The 18,319-nt window shown below is 71.4% G+C and carries 17 protein-coding genes and 2 riboswitches; of the genes, 7 read left to right on the top strand and 10 right to left on the bottom strand.

All coding sequences use genetic code 11. The annotated features are described in order from the left end of the window. Positions 1-94 precede the first annotated feature (94 nt). Positions 95-1,402 (top strand): isocitrate lyase, encoded by a 1,308-nt coding sequence (gene aceA, locus AC3A3H_RS06800; RefSeq protein WP_487613789.1) that lies wholly within the window; start codon positions 95-97, stop codon positions 1,400-1,402. Between the two features lie 115 nt (positions 1,403-1,517). Continuing rightward, positions 1,518-3,179 carry a malate synthase A gene (aceB, locus tag AC3A3H_RS06795; RefSeq protein ID WP_487613788.1) on the top strand — a complete coding sequence of 554 codons (1,662 nt, stop codon included), beginning with the start codon at positions 1,518-1,520 and terminating at the stop codon, positions 3,177-3,179. A 36-nt stretch (positions 3,180-3,215) separates the two neighbouring features. On the opposite strand, the gene AC3A3H_RS06790 is transcribed toward aceB, so the two are convergent. Continuing rightward, positions 3,216-3,569 carry a DUF488 domain-containing protein gene (locus AC3A3H_RS06790; RefSeq protein WP_487613787.1) on the bottom strand — a complete coding sequence of 118 codons (354 nt, stop codon included), beginning with the start codon at positions 3,567-3,569 and terminating at the stop codon, positions 3,216-3,218. Positions 3,570-3,769: 200 nt separating this feature from the next. Between AC3A3H_RS06790 and AC3A3H_RS06785 the strand changes: the two genes are divergently transcribed. Next, positions 3,770-4,228, top strand: a complete 459-nt coding sequence (locus tag AC3A3H_RS06785; RefSeq protein ID WP_487613786.1) for a hypothetical protein — start codon at positions 3,770-3,772, stop codon at positions 4,226-4,228. Between the two features lie 50 nt (positions 4,229-4,278). Then, positions 4,279-4,752 (top strand): hypothetical protein, encoded by a 474-nt coding sequence (locus tag AC3A3H_RS06780; protein WP_487613785.1) that lies wholly within the window; start codon positions 4,279-4,281, stop codon positions 4,750-4,752. On the opposite strand, the gene AC3A3H_RS06775 is transcribed toward AC3A3H_RS06780, so the two are convergent. The 9 genes from AC3A3H_RS06775 to AC3A3H_RS06735 form a co-directional block, all read right to left on the bottom strand. After that, positions 4,749-5,093, bottom strand: coding sequence for a cupin domain-containing protein (locus AC3A3H_RS06775; RefSeq protein ID WP_487613784.1), 345 nt, complete (start codon positions 5,091-5,093; stop codon positions 4,749-4,751). The genes AC3A3H_RS06780 and AC3A3H_RS06775 overlap by 4 nt on opposite strands. Further along, entirely contained in the window at positions 5,090-5,659 is a 570-nt protein-coding gene (locus AC3A3H_RS06770; RefSeq protein ID WP_487613783.1) for a peroxidase-related enzyme, read from the bottom strand. Before AC3A3H_RS06770 ends, AC3A3H_RS06775 begins: the two co-directional genes overlap by 4 nt. A gap of 66 nt (positions 5,660-5,725) precedes the next feature. Beyond that, on the bottom strand, positions 5,726-6,088 hold the full coding sequence (locus AC3A3H_RS06765; protein WP_487613782.1) for an iron chaperone: 363 nt from the start codon (positions 6,086-6,088) through the stop codon (positions 5,726-5,728). 28 nt (positions 6,089-6,116) lie between these two features. Beyond that, a complete protein-coding gene (locus tag AC3A3H_RS06760; protein WP_487613804.1) occupies positions 6,117-7,595 on the bottom strand; it encodes an MDR family MFS transporter in 1,479 nt (492 codons plus the stop codon). A gap of 121 nt (positions 7,596-7,716) precedes the next feature. Beyond that, positions 7,717-8,865 (bottom strand): cysteine desulfurase family protein, encoded by a 1,149-nt coding sequence (locus AC3A3H_RS06755; protein ID WP_487613781.1) that lies wholly within the window; start codon positions 8,863-8,865, stop codon positions 7,717-7,719. Then, the gene (gene nadC / locus AC3A3H_RS06750) at positions 8,862-9,722 is read right to left on the bottom strand and encodes a carboxylating nicotinate-nucleotide diphosphorylase (RefSeq protein WP_487613780.1); all 861 of its coding nucleotides are present in this window, start codon (positions 9,720-9,722) and stop codon (positions 8,862-8,864) included. Before nadC ends, AC3A3H_RS06755 begins: the two co-directional genes overlap by 4 nt. Then, positions 9,716-11,272 carry an L-aspartate oxidase gene (nadB, locus tag AC3A3H_RS06745; RefSeq protein WP_487613779.1) on the bottom strand — a complete coding sequence of 519 codons (1,557 nt, stop codon included), beginning with the start codon at positions 11,270-11,272 and terminating at the stop codon, positions 9,716-9,718. The genes nadC and nadB overlap by 7 nt, the downstream gene beginning before the upstream one ends. A gap of 1 nt (position 11,273) precedes the next feature. Continuing rightward, positions 11,274-12,569 (bottom strand): quinolinate synthase NadA, encoded by a 1,296-nt coding sequence (gene nadA / locus AC3A3H_RS06740; RefSeq protein ID WP_487613778.1) that lies wholly within the window; start codon positions 12,567-12,569, stop codon positions 11,274-11,276. Beyond that, complete coding sequence (locus tag AC3A3H_RS06735) at positions 12,566-13,327, bottom strand: NUDIX hydrolase (RefSeq protein ID WP_487613777.1); 762 nt, start codon at positions 13,325-13,327, stop codon at positions 12,566-12,568. The genes nadA and AC3A3H_RS06735 overlap by 4 nt, the downstream gene beginning before the upstream one ends. Positions 13,328-13,486: 159 nt before the next feature. Continuing rightward, positions 13,487-13,581: riboswitch (glycine riboswitch) on the top strand. 1 nt (position 13,582) lies between these two features. Next, positions 13,583-13,687, top strand: a riboswitch (glycine riboswitch). Positions 13,688-13,756: 69 nt separating this feature from the next. Between AC3A3H_RS06735 and gcvT the strand changes: the two genes are divergently transcribed. From gcvT to gcvP, 3 genes are read left to right on the top strand one after another with little or no spacing between them, the layout of a single operon-like run. Beyond that, positions 13,757-14,932: a glycine cleavage system aminomethyltransferase GcvT gene (gene gcvT / locus AC3A3H_RS06730; RefSeq protein WP_487613776.1), complete on the top strand. Its 1,176-nt coding sequence runs from the start codon at positions 13,757-13,759 to the stop codon at positions 14,930-14,932. A 2-nt stretch (positions 14,933-14,934) separates the two neighbouring features. After that, positions 14,935-15,309, top strand: coding sequence for a glycine cleavage system protein GcvH (gene gcvH / locus AC3A3H_RS06725; RefSeq protein ID WP_487613775.1), 375 nt, complete (start codon positions 14,935-14,937; stop codon positions 15,307-15,309). A gap of 14 nt (positions 15,310-15,323) precedes the next feature. Further along, positions 15,324-18,248, top strand: coding sequence for an aminomethyl-transferring glycine dehydrogenase (gene gcvP / locus AC3A3H_RS06720; protein ID WP_487613774.1), 2,925 nt, complete (start codon positions 15,324-15,326; stop codon positions 18,246-18,248). Positions 18,249-18,319 lie beyond the last annotated feature (71 nt).

The following is an 18,319-nucleotide window of genomic DNA, read 5'->3' as shown; positions in this document are numbered from 1 at the left end:
AGAAGAACCCGGGAATTTCTGTCGACGGATCCTCTCCACACTTGCTGCGGGCCGGGCACGATCGTGTCAACCGATCCGACCGATGGAGGTCACCATGAACCCCGCAGCCCGTCCCGGCGACACCACGCAGACCGCCGCCGAGCTCCGCCTCGAGTGGGACGCCGACCCGCGCTGGTCCGGCATCCGCCGCGACTACACGGCGGAGGACGTGGTGGCGCTCCGCGGACCGGTGCGCGAGGAGCAGACCCTCGCCCGCCGCGGCGCCGAGAAGCTCTGGCAGCTCATCCAGCGCGACGGCGCGGGGGAGGACCCGAAGTGGGTCGCCGCCCTGGGCGCGCTCACCGGCAACCAGGCCGTCCAGCAGGTCCGAGCGGGCCTGGAGGCGATCTACCTCTCCGGCTGGCAGGTCGCCGCCGACGCCAACCTGTCCGGCCAGACCTACCCCGACCAGAGCCTGTACCCGGCCAACTCCGTCCCCGCGGTCGTCCGCCGGATCAACAACGCGCTGCTGCGGGCGGGACAGGTCGAGGGCACCGACGGCCTGGTGTCCGACTGGATGGCACCCATCGTCGCCGACGCGGAGGCCGGCTTCGGCGGCCCGCTCAACGCCTACGAGCTCATGCACGGGATGATCCAGGCCGGCGCCGCGGGCGTGCACTGGGAGGACCAGCTCGCCAGCGAGAAGAAGTGCGGCCACATGGGCGGCAAGGTGCTGATCCCGACCGGGCAGCACATCCGCACCCTGAACGCCGCGCGGCTCGCCGCCGACGTCGCCGGCGTCCCGACGATCGTGATCGCCCGCACCGACTCGCTCGCGGCGACCCTGCTGACCAGCGACCACGACGAGCGCGACCGTGCGTTCCTCACCGGGACCCGCACGGCGGAGGGTTTCTACGAGGTCCGCAGCGGCATCGACCCGGTCATCGCACGCGGCCTGGCCTACGCGCCGTACGCCGACCTGCTCTGGGTGGAGTCGGCCGAGCCCGACCTGGAGCTCGCCCGACGGTTCGCCGAGGCGGTGCACGCCGAGTTCCCCGGCAAGAAGCTCGCATACAACTGCTCGCCGTCGTTCAACTGGCGCTTGCACCTCGACGACGAGACCATCGCCCGGTTCCAGCGCGAGCTGGCGGCGATGGGCTATGCGTTCCAGTTCATCACCCTCGCGGGCTTCCACGCCCTCAACTACTCCATGTTCACGCTCGCCAAGGACTACGCCGACCGGCAGATGAGCGCGTACGTGGACCTCCAGGAGGCCGAATTCGCCTCCGAGAGCTCCGGCTACACCGCCACCCGCCATCAGCGGGAGGTCGGCACCGGCTACTTCGACCGCATCGCGACCGCGCTCAACCCCGACAGCGCCACCCTCGCCCTCGTCGGCTCCACCGAACAGCACCAGTTCTAACCCTCCCACCCACGCACCCCCACCATCTCTCCCGGAGTTACGTACGCCGACACGCCGTGCGAAGCGTGCACAACTCCGGAATCGATGGTGAGGGGATCAGCGAAAGGACACGACCATGATCGAGATCAACGGGCCCCGCGTCGCCGGGACCGACGACATCCTGACCCCGGAGGCGCTCGCCTTCGTCGACCACCTGCACCAGGCCTTCGCCGCCCGCCGGCAGGAGCTCCTGCAGGAGCGCCGGCGCCGTCGCGAGGATGCCGGCAACGGCCGCGACCCGCGCTTCCTCAGCGCGACGGCGGTGATCCGGGAGGACCCGCACTGGCGGGTCGCCGGCGCCGGTCCCGGCCTGGAGGACCGCCGCGTGGAGATCACCGGCCCTACCGACCCGAAGATGGCGATCAACGCCCTCAACTCGGGCGCCCGGGTCTGGCTCGCCGACCAGGAGGACGCCACCAGCCCCACCTGGGCGAACGTCGTCGGCGGCCAGCACACGCTGCGCGACGCCGTCCGCGGGCGGCTGGCCTTCACCAGCCCCGAGGGCAAGGACTACCGGGTCACCACGCCGCACGAGCACACCCCCACGATCGTCATGCGGCCGCGCGGCTGGCCCCTGGTCGAGAAGCACCTCGCCTTCACCGACCGGGCCGGCCGCACCTCCCCCGCCAGCGCCTCCCTCACCGACTTCGGGCTGTACTTCTGGCACAACGCCGAAGAGCTCGTCGCCTCGGGCCGCGGGCCGTACTTCTACCTGCCCAAGCTGGAGTCGCACCTGGAGGCGCGGCTCTGGAACGACATCTTCGTGTTCGCCCAGCAGCGCATCGGGATGCCGGTCGGCACCGTCCGCGCGACCGTGCTCATCGAGACCATCCCGGCCGCGTTCGAGATGGAGGAGATCCTGTACGAGCTGCGCGACCACTGCGCCGGCCTCAACGCCGGGCGCTGGGACTACATCTTCTCGATCATCAAGACGTTCCTCGGCCGTGGCAGGCGCTTCGGGTTCGGCGACCGCAGCGGCATCACGATGACCGTCCCGTTCATGCGGGCCTACACCGAGCTGCTGGTCGCGACGTGCCACAAGCGCGGCGCCCACGCCATCGGCGGGATGAGCGCCTTCATCCCGAGCCGCCGGGACGCCGAGGCCACCGCGCGCGCCCTGGGCCAGGTCGCCGACGACAAGCGCCGGGAGGCCGGCGACGGCTTCGACGGCACCTGGGTCGCGCATCCCGACCTCATCCCGACGGCGCTCGCCGAGTTCGACGCCGTGCTCGGCGACCGGCCGAACCAGGTCGACCGGCAGCGCGACGATGTGCACGTGACAGCCGCCGATCTGCTCGACGTCACTTCGGCGCGCGGCACGGTCACCGACGCGGGCGTCCGTTCGAACGTCTCGGTCGCCCTCCGCTACATCGAGGCCTGGCTGCGCGGCGCCGGCGCCGTCGCGATCGACGGCCTGATGGAGGACGCCGCGACCGCGGAGATCTCGCGCTCGCTGCTGCGGCAGTGGATCGAGAACCGGATCGTCACCGCGGAGGGGACGCCGGTCGACCGGGAGCTCGTCGCCGGGATCCTGGCCGAGGAGCACATCCGGCTGAGCTCCGCCGGGCGCAGCGCGGGCGTCGACGACCGCTTCGACGACGCGGCCGAGCTGCTCGCCGAGGTGTCGCTGGGGGAGGAGTTCGCGACCTTCCTGACCATCCCGGCGTACACCCGGTTCCTGGTGGACGAGGCGGAGTCGACCGAGGAGATCGAGCAGGAGCTGGCGCCGGCCGTCTGAACCGGGCACGTCCGGCGCCGACGGCTGTGGTGGCCGTCACCGGGGGTGGTGTTCGAGATACCTCTCGAGCACCACCCCCTGGTTCAGTTCCGGGTCGCGGGCGCCGACCAGCAGCGTCACGACCGGATGGGTGTCGCCGAGCTCGCGCAACTGCGCGACCGTGGGGTTCGCGTCGAGCTCTGCCGTGTAACGGGCTGTGAACTCGTCGAACAAGGGCGCCTCGTGGTGGAACCAGCGCCGCAGCTCGGTGGAGGGCGCGACATCCTTGAGCCAGATGTCCACCTTCGCCTTCTCCTTGGTGAGCCCGCGCGGCCAGAGCCGGTCGACGAGCACCCGCAGGCCGTCCTCGACGGCCGGCGTGTCGTAGACGCGCTTCACTCGGTACACCACTGCGGCCTCCTAGAAGGTTGTCGTGAGGCGGTGATGAGATCGCCGCCTCATACGCATGGTAGGCCGTGAGGGCAAAGTAGCGACTAGGAGGCAATGACGCAGGCCCCGTGCCGCAGAGTCGAGAGTTAGATTGTTAATGCTACGTTTTTCGTGGTGCCTGCGGCACTGACTCGCTCGCTGAAACATGGGGAGGCATCGACATGGACATCGACGTTCGGTTGGCGTCAGGTGGCGCCGTCGCACTTGACGTCGACCAGATCACGATCGACGGAACGGCGATGGCCTTCCTGAGGTCGGGAACGGTTGTATCGGAGCTTAGTTGTGCTGAGGTTGCCAAGATCAGCCTCGAGTTCGCGATCGATACGACCGATGAAGCGGGCGGCCCGAGCTATTCCGTCGAAGCGATTCGCGAGACCTACCCCAACGCTTACGCGCGTTGGACGGCGGACGAGGATTCGCGACTCCTCGAATCTCATGCACGAGAGGTTCCGATTGCGGAGATCGCGGCCGCGCACGGTCGCCAGACCAGCGCTATCAATTCGCGGCTCGTCAAGCTTCTCCCTCTGCTGTCCGACCACAAAGGCGGCTCTGTCGGCTCACTGCAGTTGAGCGCCGGCGAGAGTGGACACCGAGTCAGTTTCAGCGAGCACGCCGAATGAGCTGGCCAGCGTGGGCCGGAGACATCCCTACGTGGATCACGACGGTTGCCGTGGGCTTCGCCGGAGCGCAGCTTCTGGTGGACCGGAGGCGACGTGCGGCCGAGGAAGACCGTGAAGCCAAAGCGCAGGCATCGAAACTCTCGGCGTGGGCTGCCTCGGATCGGAGCGAGGACCCACTCATTTTCGGGGTGGTGGTGAGCAACCGATCAGTTTCGACCTTCCACGACGTGTCCATTCTCGCCAAGCTGCACAAGAAGGAGATCGTGCCCGCGATCCACTTCCAGGTTCTTCCTCCGGGCGAGTTCTTCGTCCAATACGTGGAGGACGAATGGAAGTTCGCAATTGAGGCGAGCGAGCATCGCCGAGCTCTTCGTCCATATACGCGGACCGAGGGCTACCGGGTTCTTTCCGTCAGCTTCACCGACAACCTTGACCAGCGTTGGTCTGCTGACGCGCACATGGTGCTCCACCGACTCGAACAGGAATTCCGGACGGCAGCCAAGCCTGAATCTGCGGCCTCCTAGAGCATCGTGAGGGTGGGCTCCTCGTGGGTGCCCACCGGGAAGTGGGCCAGGAAGACGACGCCGTCCGGGCCCGCGTCGAACCGGGCGATCCTGGCGCCCTCCTCCTCGTAGAAGGTGTCGCCGGCCTCCAGGGTGCGCGCCGGGCCGCCCTCGACCTGGTAGATCGCGGAGCCGCGCTCGATCGAGCCGACCACCGGGCCGTTGTGGAGGTGGAGGCCGCCTGCGACGTCCGGCTGCATCGTGATGCGCCGGGTCTGGATGCGGCCCACCGGCCGCGGGTTGGCGAGCGTCACGTCCTGCACGATCTCCCGCTCGACCGGCGGCGCTTCCTCGGCGCTCACAGCGGCGCCAGCAGGGCGTCGCGGAGGCTCTCGCTGATCCCGGGCGGGACCTCGACCGAGACGCCGAGCGCCTGGATGGCCCGGCTGAAGTAGTTGCGCGCCGCGGCGGCCAGAGTGATGTCGACGATCTCCCGGTCGGTGAAGCCCAGCTCGCGCAGCCGCAGGGAGTCGGCCTCGGTCATCGAGGACGCGTCGGTGCTGATCCGCCGCGCGTACTCCATCATCGCGACCTCCGCCTCGCTGAGGCCGGCGTCGTGGAAGTCGCGGGCGACGGCCTCCACCTCATCGGCGTCCATGACCGCGAGGGTCTTGCGGCCGTGGGCGAGCCGGCAGTGCTGGGAGTGCGTGCCCTCGGCCGCGGCGAGGGTCACGAGCTCGTATCTGCGCACGCCGAGCTGCGCCACGATGGCGCGGATGAGCTGCTCCCAGGCCTGGTAGGCCTCGGGGTTGGCGGCCATCACGCGCGTGTAGTCGGCCACGTAGCCGAGGTCGCGTTCGTCCTTCGCGTAGATCTCCGCAGTGGCCCCGGTCGCCTCGCCGGGGTCGACGGTCTCGATGATGGCCATGGCTCCTCCTCGAATGTCGCGGGACTCATCGTGCCACCACGCGACGGCGGATGCCAGAGGAACGCCCTAGCGGCCGAGCTCCCGCAAGCGGACGGCGAGCACGGCGCGCAGCGTGTCGTCGCCGAGCGGCGCGGACGGCGGGAAGTGCAGCGTCGCGCCGGTGATCGTCCCCTCGGACAGCGTGCCGGCCAGCTCGGCGGCGGCCGGGGGAGACATCAGCAGGAGGCTGCACTCCTTCGCCGTCGCCGACAGCCCGACCACGCTCCGCCCGTCGAGCCGGAACGTCGGGACGCGGTAGCTGATCACCTGCTCCGCGTCCGGGAGGATGGCGAGGATGCGGTCGCGCACCGTGCTCAGCGCGGAGCCGAACGGCTCGCCGATCCGGTCCAGGTACTCCTCGACGGTGTCCGCGTCGACTCCGCGCGCCATGGCATCCCCCTTGTTTCGGGCCAGGCCCTCAGTGCGCGAACGCCGCCTCCGACGGCGCGTCCGCCGGCTTGCTGATGAAGAACGAACCGACGACCCCGAAGAGCGAGATGATCGCCGCCGCGAAGAACGCCGTGCGGATGCCGCCCGCCGTCGCCGCGTCGAGGCTCGCGCCGCCCGCGGCCAGCGCCGCCGTCTGCGCCGACAGCACCGCCACGAGCAGGGCCGTGCCCGCCGCGCCTCCCACCTGCTGGATGGTGCCGAGGATCGCGCTGCCGTGCGAGTACAGGTGCGGCGGAACCGCGCCGAGGCCCGCCGTGAAGAGCGGCGTGAACATGAGCGCCAGGCCGAGGCTCATCGTGATGTGCGCGATCAGCACCAGGTACACCGGCGTCGTCTCGGTCACCATCGTGAGCGACCACATGACCAGGCTCACCAGGATCGCCCCCGGAATCACCAGCGGGCGCGGGCCGATCCGGTCGTAGAGCCGGCCGACGAACGGCGCCGCGAGGCCCATGACCAGTCCGCCGGGCAGGAGGAGCAGCCCGGTGCCCAGCACGTCGAGGTGCAGCACGTGCTGCAGGTAGAGCGGGAGCACGATGATCACGCCGAAGAGCGACGCCGTCGTGATCGCCATGAGCACGATCGCCACCGTGAAGATCGGGCTGCGGAAGGTGCGGAGGTCGAGCAGCGCGCGGTCCTTGCGCTGCAGCAGCAGCTGCCGGGTGACGAACGCCGCGAGCGACACGACGCCGACCGCCAGCGAAGTCCACAGGATCGGCTCGTTGGCCGCCGCGGCCGGTCCGGTCTCGCCGCTCAGCGTGAGGCCGTAGACGAGGCCGCCGAATCCGAACGCCGAGAGGATGACGGACAGCACGTCGATGCGGCTCTTGCGGGTCTCGGTCACGTTCTCGACGAACTTGATGCCGATCAGCAGCATCACGACGGCGATCGGCAGCACGATGAGGAAGATCCAGCGCCAGGCGAGGAAGTTGAGGATGACGCCCGAGATGGTCGGGCCGATCGCGGGTGCGACCGAGATGACGATCGAGACGTTGCCCATCGTGCGCCCGCGCAACGCAGGCGGCACCAGGGTCATCAGCGTGGTCATCAGCAGGGGCAGCATGATCGCCGTTCCACACGCCTGGATCACCCGCGCGACGACGAGGAGGCTGAAGCCCGGCGCGAGGGCGGCGACGAGCGTGCCGAGCGAGAACAGCGACATCGCCGCGATGAAGACCTGGCGGGTGGTGAACCGCTGCAGCAGGAAGCCGGTGATCGGGATGACGACGGCCATCGTCAGCATGAACGCGGTCGAGAGCCACTGGGCGGCGAGCGCGTCGATGTGGAGGTCGTCCATGAGCTTCGGGATGGCGACGCTCATGATCGTCTCGTTGAGGATCACGACGAACGTGGCCGCGAGCAGCAGCCAGATGACGCGCTGGTCGCGCGGGGCGATCCGCGGGTGCGCCGTCTCTCCCCGGGACCCTTCGAGCGCTCCGGTGTCGATGGCGTCGGCGGGCGCAGGTGAGGTCTTCTCAGTCACCGGTCAACCCTATCCACGACCTCCGACACCGTGGGTTTCGAACAGGTGAACTCGGGCCCGCGTTCACTCTCCGCTTAACTCGCGCTCAGGAGCCCAGCCCCGACACCTCGCGCACCGCCTCCGCGACGGCCGGCGCGACCGCCACGAGGTCGGTCTCCGTCACGTCGGGACCCCACGAGAAGCGCACCGCGGTGCGGGCGACGTCCTCGTCGAAGCCGAGGGCGAGCAGCACGTGCGAGGCGTCCTCGCTGCCGGCCGCGCAGGCCGAGCCGCTGGAGGAGACGATGCCACGGCGCTCCAGCTCCAGCAGCACCGTCTCGCCGTTGATCCCGGGGAAGACGAAGGAGGCCGTGCCCGGCAGGCGCGCGGACGCGTGCCCGGTCAGCTGCGCGCCAGGGGTCTGCGTGAGCACCGCCGTCGTGAAGGCGTCGCGCGCGGCGGTGGCCCGGGCGGCGTTGGCCTCCCGGTCGCGCATGGCCAGCCGGGCCGCCGTCGCCAGTGCGACCGCGCCCGCGACGTTCTCGGTCCCCGAGCGGCGCCCGCGCTCCTGGCCGCCGCCGTGCAGCACCGGCTCCAGCGGGATCCGGCCGCGGACGTAGAGCGCGCCGATCCCCTTGGGGGCGCCGATCTTGTGCCCGGAGACGCTGAGCGCGTCGACGCCCAGCTCGCGGACGTCGAGCGTGAGCCAGCCCGCGGCCTGCACCGCGTCGGTGTGGAAGGGGACGCCGTGCGCGTGCGCCAGCGCCGCGAGCTCCGCGACCGGCTCGACGGTGCCCACCTCGTTGTTGGCGAGCATCACGCTCGCCAGCGTCGTGTCCGGTCGCAGGGCCGCCGCGAAGTCGTCGGGGGAGACCAGCCCGTCAGGGCCGACCGGGACGAAGGTCGCCTCGAACCCGTGCACCCGCACCAGGTACTCCACGGAGGCCAGCACCGCCTCGTGCTCGATCGGCGTCGTCACGAGATGCCGGCCACGGGGTGCGCCCAGCGCGATCCCTTTGACCGCGAGGTTGTCCGCCTCGGTGCCTCCGGAGGTGAACACCACCTCCGACGCCCGGCAGCCCAGCCACTCCGCGACGGTCGCGCGCGCGGAGGCCAGCGCGCGCGCCGCAGACTCGCCGACCGCGTGGTGGCTCGACGGGTTGCCGAAGTCGCCCGTGAGGTACGGCCACATCGCCTCCAGCACCTCGCGGCGCACCGCGGAGGTCGCGGCGGCGTCGAGGTACAGGCCCTTCATGCGGCCTCCAGCACCACATCCAGCCCGAGGTCGAGCGACCGGACGCTGTGCGTGAGCGCGCCGGACGAGATCACGTCGACACCGGTCTCCGCGATGTCGCGGACCGTTGCGAGGCTGACGTTCCCGCTGGCCTCCACGATCGCGCGGCCGCCGACGATCGCGACGCCCTCGCGCAGCTGGTCGAGCGTGAAGTTGTCGAGCATGATCGTGTCCACCCCGGCGGCGAGCACGGGCTCGATCTGGTCGATGCGGTCGACCTCGACCTCCAAGTGCGTCGTGTGCGACAGCTCGGAGCGCACCCGCCGGAGGGCGTCGGTCACCGACAGCCCGGACTGCGCGGTGAGGACGGCGAGGTGGTTGTCCTTGGCCATCACCGCGTCCGACAGCGAGTACCGGTGGTTGTGGCCGCCGCCGCTGCGCACGGCGTGACGCTCGAACGCGCGCAGACCCGGCGTGGTCTTGCGGGTGTCGACGATGCGGGCCGAGGTGTGGGCGACCTCCGCCACGAAGGCCGCGGTGAGGGTGGCGATGCCGGACATCCGCTGCACGAAGTTCAGGGCGACGCGCTCGCCCTGCAGCACGGCGCGCGCCGGGCCGGTCACGGTCGCGAGGGTGTCGCCGGCCTCGAAGGCGTCGCCGTCCGCGACCGCCAGGTCGACCTCGATCGCCGGGTCGGTCAGGGTCATCGCCGCGGCGAAGACGGCGCCGCCCGAGAAGGTGCCGGGCTCCCGTGCGGACAGCCGCGCGGTGGCATATGCCGTCGCGGGAATGAGCAGCTCGCTGGTCAGGTCGCCCCACGGGGCGTCTTCGGCGAGAGCGGCTCGGACGACGTCGTGGATGGTCTGGCGGGTCAGCATGGAACGGTCACCTCGGTAGGAACGAGCAGGGGAGCGAGCACGGTGTGGCGGGGCGTCCCCGCGGCCGGCAGCGGGTGGTCGGAACGGAAGTGGGCGCCGCGCGACTCCTCGCGCGACAGCGCAGCGGCCACGACGAGGCGGCCGAGCAGGAGGAGGTTCGCGTCCTCGCCGGGCTCCGGCGCGCCCATCGCGGCCAATTCGCGCGCGGCGCGCTCGAGACCGGCACGGTCGCGGTGGAGGCCGGCGCCCGCCCACAGGATCGCCTGGAGCCGGGCACGGTCGAACGGCCGGTCGGCGTCGGGGAGGTCCGTCGCGAGCGGGGCGACACCCGTCGCGGCCGGCTCCGCGACCCACTCGGGAGTCTCGACCCACGGTTCCCCGATCGCCTCGGCCGCGCGGTGTGCGAACACCAGCCCTTCCAGCAGCGAGTTCGAGGCCAGCCGGTTCGCGCCGTGCGCGCCCGTGCAGGCGACCTCCCCGACCGCGAACAGCCCGGGGAGGCTCGTGCGGCCGTGGACGTCCGTGGCGACGCCGCCCATGGCGTAGTGCGCGGCGGGCGTCACCGGCACCGGCTCGCGGGACCAGTCGATCCCGGCGGCGCGGCAGGCGGCGTCGATGGTCGGGAAGCGGTGGGCGAGGAAGTCCGCGCCCAGCGCGGTGGCGTCGAGCACGACCGGGACGCCGTCCTGCGCCGCCATCTCGACCGCGATCCCGCGGGCCACGACATCGCGTGGCGCGAGTTCGGCGTCCGGGTGGACGTCGAGCATGAAGCGCTCGCCGCGCGCGTTGCGCAGCACCGCGCCCTCGCCGCGCACCGCCTCCGAGACCAGGAACGTGCGCGTGCCGCCGTCGACCGCGGGCAGGCGCAGAGCGGTCGGGTGGAACTGGGTGAACTCCAGGTCGGCCAGCAGCGCGCCGGCCCGGTAGGCCGCCGCGACGCCGTCGCCCGTGGCGATGGCCGGGTTCGTCGTGTGCGAGTAGAGCTGCCCCCAGCCGCCGGTGGCGAGCACCACGGCATCCGCGTCCAGCTCGGTCTCCGTGCCGTCGGCCAGCCGCAGCGCGACACTGGAGGCGGCGCCGTCCGTCACGAGCACGTCGCGCAGGAACGCCCCGGTCACCACGCGGATGCCGGCGGCGAGCACGGCCGCGTCGAGCGCCCGCTCGATCTCGGCGCCGGTGGCGTCGCCGCCCGCGTGCAGCACGCGGGCGCTGGAGTGGGCGGCCTCCAGCCCTCTGGCCAGTCCGCGTCCGTCGCGGTCGAACGCGACGCCGAGCGCGATCAGCTCGCGGACCCGGGCGGGCCCGTCACCGCAGAGCGCCTCGACGGCCTCGACCACGTTGAGCCCGGCGCCCGCACGCAGCGTGTCCGCCACATGGTCGGCCACGCTGTCGTCGGCGAACACGGCTGCGGCGATCCCGCCCTGGGCGTACCGGGTGCTGCCGTCGGCGATCCCGGCCTTGGTCACGATCGTGACCTCGTGCCGCTCGGCCGCGCGCAGGGCGGCGACGAGCCCGGCGATCCCGCTCCCGACCACGACGACGCGCGCCATGTCAGGCCGCCATCGTCGTGTCCGGCCGGGCGGCGAGCATGCGCTCGAGCGCCACCCGGGCGGGAGCCGCGACCTCGTCGGCCACGCGCACCTGGTTCACGATCTCGCCGCGCACCAGGCCCTCCAGCACCCAGGCGAGGTAGCCGGGGTGGATGCGGTACATCGTCGAGCACGGGCAGACCACCGAGTCGAGGCAGAAGATGGTGTGCTGCGGGTACTCCGCGGCGAGCCGCTGGACGAGGTTGATCTCGGTGCCTATCGCGAACGTGGAGCCCGCCGGCGCCGCCTGGATCGCCTTGACGATGTAGTCGGTCGAGCCGTACTCGTCGGCCGCGTCCACGACGTCCATGGGGCACTCGGGGTGCACGATCACGCGGACCCCGGGGAACTCGGCGCGGGCGTGCTCGATCTGGCCGACGGTGAAGCGCTTGTGCACCGAGCAGAAGCCGTGCCACAGGATGACCTGCGCGTCGCCGAGGATGGCCTCGTCGTTGCCGCCGAGCGGCTTGCGCGGGTTCCAGAGCGGCATGCGCTCCAGCGGGACCCCCATGGCCTTGGCGGTGTTGCGGCCGAGGTGCTGGTCCGGGAAGAACAGCACGCGCTGCCCGCGCTCGAACGCCCACTGCAGCACGGTCGCCGCGTTGGACGACGTGCAGACGATGCCGCCGTGCTCGCCGCAGAACGCCTTGAGCGCCGCCGACGAGTTCATGTAGGTGACCGGGATGACCGGGACGCGTCCGTCGGCGTCCGGCTCGGTGCCGTACAGCTCCTCCAGCGCCTCCCAGCACTCCTGGACGGAGTCGAGGTCGGCCATGTCAGCCATCGAGCAGCCGGCGGCGAGGTTGGGCAGGATGACGTTCTGCTCGGGCCGCGAGACGATGTCCGCCGTCTCGGCCATGAAGTGCACGCCGCAGAACACGATCGTCTCGGCCTCCGGTCGCGCCTTGGCGAAGTTGGCGAGCTGGAAGGAGTCGCCGACGAAGTCCGCGAACTGCACGACCTCGTCGCGCTGGTAGAAGTGGCCCATCACCGCGACCCGGTCGCCGAGGGTCGCCTTCGCGGCGCGGATGCGCTCGGCGAGCTCATCCTTCGACGCCGTGCGGTACTCCTCGGGCAGCTCGCCCTGCTTGGGCGCGAATGCGGGGATCGGGTCGTCCTGCGAGGCGCCGGGACCGTACGAGGGCGGGGCGGAGTCGAACAGCCAGGGTCCGTCGGCGAGCTCCGGGGCGCAGGTGGCGCCGTCGATGCTGCCGCTCGAGATGAGCTGGATGGTGGTGTCGACCGATGCGATGGTCATGACTGCTCGCTTTCCGGGGCGGGACGGGCGTGGCGCAGGCCGACGGGCGGCTGCTGCCGGGTGAGCGGCCCCGCGTCGGCGAGGTCGATCGAGTCGTTGTAGCGATAGAGCCGGGGCGGCCGGTGCCGCGTGCCGGTCAGGTAGTCGCCGGTGGCGACCACGGCGCCGGAGGACTCGATCGTCCGCCGGAAGTTCGCCGGGTCCAGCGGGCGGCCGAGCACCGCCTCGTGCACCTCGCGCAGCTGCGCGAGCGTGAAGCGCTCGCCGAGGAAGGCGTGCGCGATGCGGGAGTACTCCATCTTGGTGCGCAGCCGCCAGAGCGCGTACTCGACGATGACGTTGTGGTCGAAGGCCAGCTCGGGGAGGTCGTCGGCCGAGAACCAGCCCACGTTCTCGCCGGCCGTCGTGGCCTCGGCCTCCGCGCTGCCGACGAGCGCCCAATAGACGATGGAGACCACGCGCTCGTCGTGATCGTCACCGGGGGAGCGCACGGCGTCGCCGAACGTGTAAAGCTGCTCCAGGTAGCGCGGAGCCAGGCCGGTGGTGTCGTTGAGGGTCCGGGCGGCGGCGTAGGCCAGATCCTCGCCGACCCGCAGCGGCCCGCCCGGCAGCGCCCAGCGGCCTTCGAACGGCGCCCGGATGCGGCGGACCAGCGGCAGCCAGACCTGGGCGCGACCGTCCGTCGCCTCGTCGGAGCGCAGCGCGAAGATGACCGTCGAGACGGCGAGGATCGCACTCGCGCGTTCGTGCTCGGCCATCGCGGGCCTCCCATCCGACTAAAGGTCAACGTGACCCTAAGTTGAGACCATCTTAGTGTCATGGTGACCTGAACGCAAAATGGAGGCAGCGGAGGCCCGCGCACGCGCCGGCGTCGTCGACCCGTTATGCTGGCCCAGTCAACTGAATACCGGGCCATACAGGCCGATGCGGGAGAGTCGCGCGCGCGAGCGGGCGGCACCGAAGGAGCAATCCTCCCCGACAATCTCTCAGGTACGCGTACCGCATCGGACTGGCCACTCTGAAAAGCAGGGCAGCACACATGCCCTCGCCCACGGTGAAAGCCGTCGGCCGCAGCCGCGGTCGCCGGTGAAACTCTCAGGCCGGATGACAGAGGGGGAGTTCTTCACACGGAGCGCGCGCCGCGCTACCGTTCATCCCTCCGGCGACGGCCGGCGAACGGAGAACTCATGAGCTCGCAGGACAGCACCAACGCACCGGAGACCGCGACGGAGCGCACCTCCCCGCTGCACGACGCCCACACCGCTGCGGGCGCCTCGTTCACCGACTTCGCCGGCTGGCAGATGCCGGTGCGCTACTCCAGCGACCTCGCCGAGCACCACGCCGTCCGCACCGCGGCCGGGCTCTTCGACCTCTCCCACATGGGCGAGATCGTGCTCATCGGGCCGGAGGCCGCCGAGGCGCTCGACTACGCCCTCGCCGGCAAGCTCTCGTCGCTCGCACTCGACCAGGCGAAGTACAGCATGCTGCTCTCGCGCGCCGGCGGGATCATCGACGATCTGGTCGTCTACCGCACCGGCGACGACCGCTACATGGTGGTCGCCAACGCCTCCAACCGGGACGTCGTCGCCGAGGAGCTGCGCGACCGCACCGCCCCGTTCGACGTGGAGGTCTTCGACGAGAGCGACGACATCGCGCTCATCGCCGTCCAGGGGCCCGCCGCGCTCAGCATCGTGCTCGCCACCCCGGGCTTCCACATCGACGGCGACGCCTTCGCACAGCGGGTCACCGACCTCAAGTACTACTGGAGCGTCCCGGCCGAGTTCGAGACGCACCCGGTCCTGGTGGCCCGCACCGGCTACACCGGCGAGGACGGCTTCGAGCTCTACACCGCCCCGGACAACGCGCGCGCCCTCTGGGACGCCCTCCTGGAGGCCGGCAGCGCGCAGGGCCTGGTCCCCGCCGGGCTCGCCAGCCGCGACACGCTGCGCCTGGAGGCCGGGATGCCGCTCTACGGCCACGAGCTCGGTCGCGACACCATGCCTGCGCAGGCGGGTCTCGGCCGTGTCGTCAACCTCGCGAAGGACACCGACTTCGTCGGCCGCGCCGCGAGCGAGGACGGCCCGGACGCCGAGGCCCGCGTGCTGGTCGGCCTGATGGGCCAGGGCAAGCGCGCCGCCCGCTCCGGCTACCCGGTCGTCGCGACCGCCGCCGACGGCGCCGACGAGGAGGTCGGGATCGTGACCTCCGGCGCGCTGTCCCCGACCATCGGGGTCCCGATCGCCATGGCCTACGTCGCGCCCCGGTTCGCCCGCCCTGGCACCGAGCTGCACGTGGACGTGCGCGGCACCCGCCTCCCGTTCACCGTCACCGCCCTCCCCTTCTACAGCAGAAAGAAGCACTGACCATGGCCGCAGAGCAGGACCTCAAGTACACCGCCGAGCACGAGTGGCTCCTCGTCGAGGGCGACACCGCGACCGTCGGCATCACGAGCTACGCGGCCGAGAAGCTGGGCGACGTCGTGTTCGTCGAGCTCCCCGCGGAGGGCAGCGACGTCGCGGCCGGCCGGGTGGTCGGCGAGATCGAGTCGACCAAGTCGGTCGGCGAACTTTTCGCGCCGGTGGACGGCACCGTCGCCGAGGCCAACCAGGCCGTGGTCGACGCACCGGAGCTGGTCAACAGCGACCCGTTCGGCGAGGGCTGGCTCATCAAGGTGACCTTCAGCGCCCTCCCCGACGGTCTCCTCTCCTACGACGAGTACAAGGCCCTCACGGGCGAGTAAGGCAACCGCTAGACATGAGCGACCAGTTCCAGACGCGTCACATCGGCACCGACGGGGACGCGCAGCGATCCATGCTGTCCGCCCTCGGCTACGAATCGGTGGAGGCCCTCGTCTCCGCCGCCGTGCCGGACTCCATCCGCACCGCCCCCGGCCGCGTCTCCGCGCTGCCCGCCGCGATCAGCGAGCGCGCCGCCCTCCGCGAGCTGCGGGCCCTCGCCGCGCGCAACACGGTGAACCGCAGCCTGATCGGCCTCGGCTACTACGGCACGATCACCCCTGCGGTGATCAAGCGCAACGTCCTGGAGAACCCGGGCTGGTACACCGCGTACACGCCGTACCAGCCGGAGATCTCGCAGGGCCGCCTGGAGGCGCTGATCAACTTCCAGACCATGGTCTCCGACCTGACCGGGCTGGACACCGCCAACGCGTCGATGCTCGACGAGGGCACGGCCGTGGTGGAGGGCATGCTGCTGGCGCGCCGCGCCTCCAAGGCCGCCGGCGTGAAGTTCGTGGTGGACGCGGACACCTTCCCGCAGACCCTTGCGCTGCTGCGCAACCGCGCGGAGGCCGTCGGCATCGAGCTGGTCGTCCTCGACCTCGCCTCGACGCCCGCCGACGCCGCCGAGCTGCAGGAGGCCTTCGGCCTGTTCGTGCAGTATCCCGGCGCCTCCGGACGGGTCTGGGACCCGTCCGCGGTGATCGCCGCCGCCAAGGCCGCCGGTGCGGTCGTCGTGGCCGCCGCCGACCTCCTCGCGCTCACCCAGCTCACCTCGCCGGGCGAGCTCGGCGCCGACGTCGCCGTCGGCACCAGCCAGCGCTTCGGCGTCCCGATGGGCTTCGGCGGCCCGCACGCGGGCTACATGGCGGTCCGCAAGGGCCTGGAGCGCCAGCTCCCCGGCCGCCTGGTCGGCGTTTCGCAGGACGCCATCGGCAAGCCCGCCTACCGGCTCACGCTGCAGACCCGCGAGCAGCACATCCGCCGCGAGAAGGCGACCTCCAACATCTGCACCGCCCAGGTGCTGCTGGCCGTGATGGCCGCGATGTACGCGGTCTACCACGGCCCTGCCGGGCTGCGCGCGATCGGTCGCCACGTGCACCTCTCGGCCGTCGCCGTCGCGGACGCGCTGCGCGCCGCCGGGGTGGAGGTACCGTCCCGCTCGTACTTCGACACCCTCCTGGTGGAGGTGGACGACGCCGCGACGGTCGTCGCCCGCGCCCACGACCGCGGCCTCCTGCTGCACGCGGTCGACGCCGGGCTGGTCTCGCTGAGCCTGGACGAGGAGACCGCCGCCGACCTGCGCGACGGCGTCTTCCCGCTCGGCGACCTCATCGAGGTGCTGGGCGGCACGGTGGAGGGCGACGCGGTGGAGGGCGACGCGGCGCTCGAGTTCGGCTCCGAGCCGTCCTTCGACCAGGCGCTCGCCCGCACGTCCGACTTCCTGACGCACCCGGTGTTCTCCACCCACCACTCGGAGACGGCGATGATGCGCTACCTCCGCCAGCTCCAGGACCGCGACTACGCGCTCGACCGCGGCATGATCCCGCTCGGCTCGTGCACCATGAAGCTCAACGCGGCCACCGAGATGGAGGCCGTGACCTGGCCCGAGTTCGCCGCCCTGCACCCGTTCGCCCCTGCGGCGGACGTGGCCGGGTCGCTGGAGCTGATCGACCAGCTCGAGGCCTGGCTCGCCGACGTGACCGGGTACGACACCGTGTCGCTGCAGCCGAACGCGGGCAGCCAGGGCGAGCTCGCCGGCCTCCTCGCGATCCGCGGCTACCACCGCTCGCGCGGCGATGAGCAGCGCACGGTCTGCCTCATCCCGCAGTCCGCGCACGGCACCAACGCCGCGTCCGCTGTGCTCGCCGGGATGAGCGTCGTCGTAGTCGCGACCGACGAGTTCGGCAACGTCGACCTGGACGACCTCCGCGCCAAGATCGCCGCGAACGCCGACACCCTCGCCGCGCTGATGATCACCTACCCGTCGACGCACGGCGTCTACGAGCACGAGGTCGTCGCGATCACCTCCGCGGTGCACGAGGCCGGGGGACAGGTCTACGTCGACGGCGCCAACCTCAACGCGCTGCTGGGCTACGCCCGGTTCGGCGACTTCGGCGGCGACGTCAGCCACCTCAACCTGCACAAGACCTTCTGCATCCCGCACGGCGGCGGCGGCCCCGGCGTCGGCCCTGTCGCGGCGAAGGCCCACCTCGCGCCGTTCCTGCCCGGGCACCCGCTCGCCCAGGACGCGACGCACGTGCTCGTCGGGGCGGACGGACCGGACGGCCGGATCGAGCACGGCGGCGGCCCGGTCTCCGCGGCGCCCTACGGCAGCCCGAGCATCCTCCCGATCTCCTGGGCCTACGTCCGGATGATGGGCGCGCAGGGCCTCGCCGACGCCACCGGCGCCGCGGTGCTGTCGGCCAACTACGTCGCCGCGAAGCTGCGCGAGCACTTCCCGGTGCTCTACGCGGGGGACAACGGGCTCGTCGCGCACGAGTGCATCCTCGACGTCCGGCCGCTGACCGAGCGCACCGGCGTCACGGTGGACGACGTGGCCAAGCGCCTCATCGACTACGGCTTCCACGCGCCGACGATGTCGTTCCCGGTGGCGGGCACGCTCATGGTGGAGCCCACCGAGAGCGAGGACCTCGCGGAGCTCGACCGCTTCGTCACCGCGATGATCGCGATCAAGGCCGAGGCCGACGCGGTCGCCGCCGGCGACTGGCCGGCCGACGACAACCCGCTGCGCAACGCGCCGCACACCGCGGAGTCGGTCGCGACCTCCACCTGGGACCACGCGTACAGCCGCGAGCAGGCCGTGTACCCGGTGCCGACGCTGGTCCGGAACAAGTACTGGCCGCCGGTGCGGCGCATCGACCAGGCCTATGGAGACCGCAACCTGTTCTGCGCGTGCCCGCCGCCGGAGGCGTTCGCGTAATCGCGCCCCGGGCACACCACTCGAACCGCCGAGTCACGAATCGTTCGTGACTCGGCGGTTTCGCTTTGTGC

Source organism: Leifsonia sp. Soil_N53, from assembly GCF_057655165.1.
The sequence above is the reverse complement of the archived record's forward strand: the minus strand, read 5'-3'. Positions and strand labels throughout refer to the sequence as shown.

What these genes read in the sequence shown, in the direction of transcription:
- aceA (WP_487613789.1), top strand. Translation starts at nt 95, where the DNA reads ATGAACCCCGCAGCCCGTCCCGGCGACACCACGCAGACCGCCGCCGAG.
- aceB (WP_487613788.1), top strand. Translation starts at nt 1,518, where the DNA reads ATGATCGAGATCAACGGGCCCCGCGTCGCCGGGACCGACGACATCCTG.
- AC3A3H_RS06785 (WP_487613786.1), top strand. Translation starts at nt 3,770, where the DNA reads ATGGACATCGACGTTCGGTTGGCGTCAGGTGGCGCCGTCGCACTTGAC.
- AC3A3H_RS06770 (WP_487613783.1), bottom strand. Translation starts at nt 5,659, where the DNA reads ATGGCCATCATCGAGACCGTCGACCCCGGCGAGGCGACCGGGGCCACT.
- AC3A3H_RS06765 (WP_487613782.1), bottom strand. Translation starts at nt 6,088, where the DNA reads ATGGCGCGCGGAGTCGACGCGGACACCGTCGAGGAGTACCTGGACCGG.
- AC3A3H_RS06755 (WP_487613781.1), bottom strand. Translation starts at nt 8,865, where the DNA reads ATGAAGGGCCTGTACCTCGACGCCGCCGCGACCTCCGCGGTGCGCCGC.
- nadC (WP_487613780.1), bottom strand. Translation starts at nt 9,722, where the DNA reads ATGCTGACCCGCCAGACCATCCACGACGTCGTCCGAGCCGCTCTCGCC.
- nadB (WP_487613779.1), bottom strand. Translation starts at nt 11,272, where the DNA reads ATGGCGCGCGTCGTCGTGGTCGGGAGCGGGATCGCCGGGCTCGTCGCC.
- nadA (WP_487613778.1), bottom strand. Translation starts at nt 12,569, where the DNA reads ATGACCATCGCATCGGTCGACACCACCATCCAGCTCATCTCGAGCGGC.
- AC3A3H_RS06735 (WP_487613777.1), bottom strand. Translation starts at nt 13,327, where the DNA reads ATGGCCGAGCACGAACGCGCGAGTGCGATCCTCGCCGTCTCGACGGTC.
- gcvT (WP_487613776.1), top strand. Translation starts at nt 13,757, where the DNA reads ATGAGCTCGCAGGACAGCACCAACGCACCGGAGACCGCGACGGAGCGC.
- gcvH (WP_487613775.1), top strand. Translation starts at nt 14,935, where the DNA reads ATGGCCGCAGAGCAGGACCTCAAGTACACCGCCGAGCACGAGTGGCTC.
- gcvP (WP_487613774.1), top strand. Translation starts at nt 15,324, where the DNA reads ATGAGCGACCAGTTCCAGACGCGTCACATCGGCACCGACGGGGACGCG.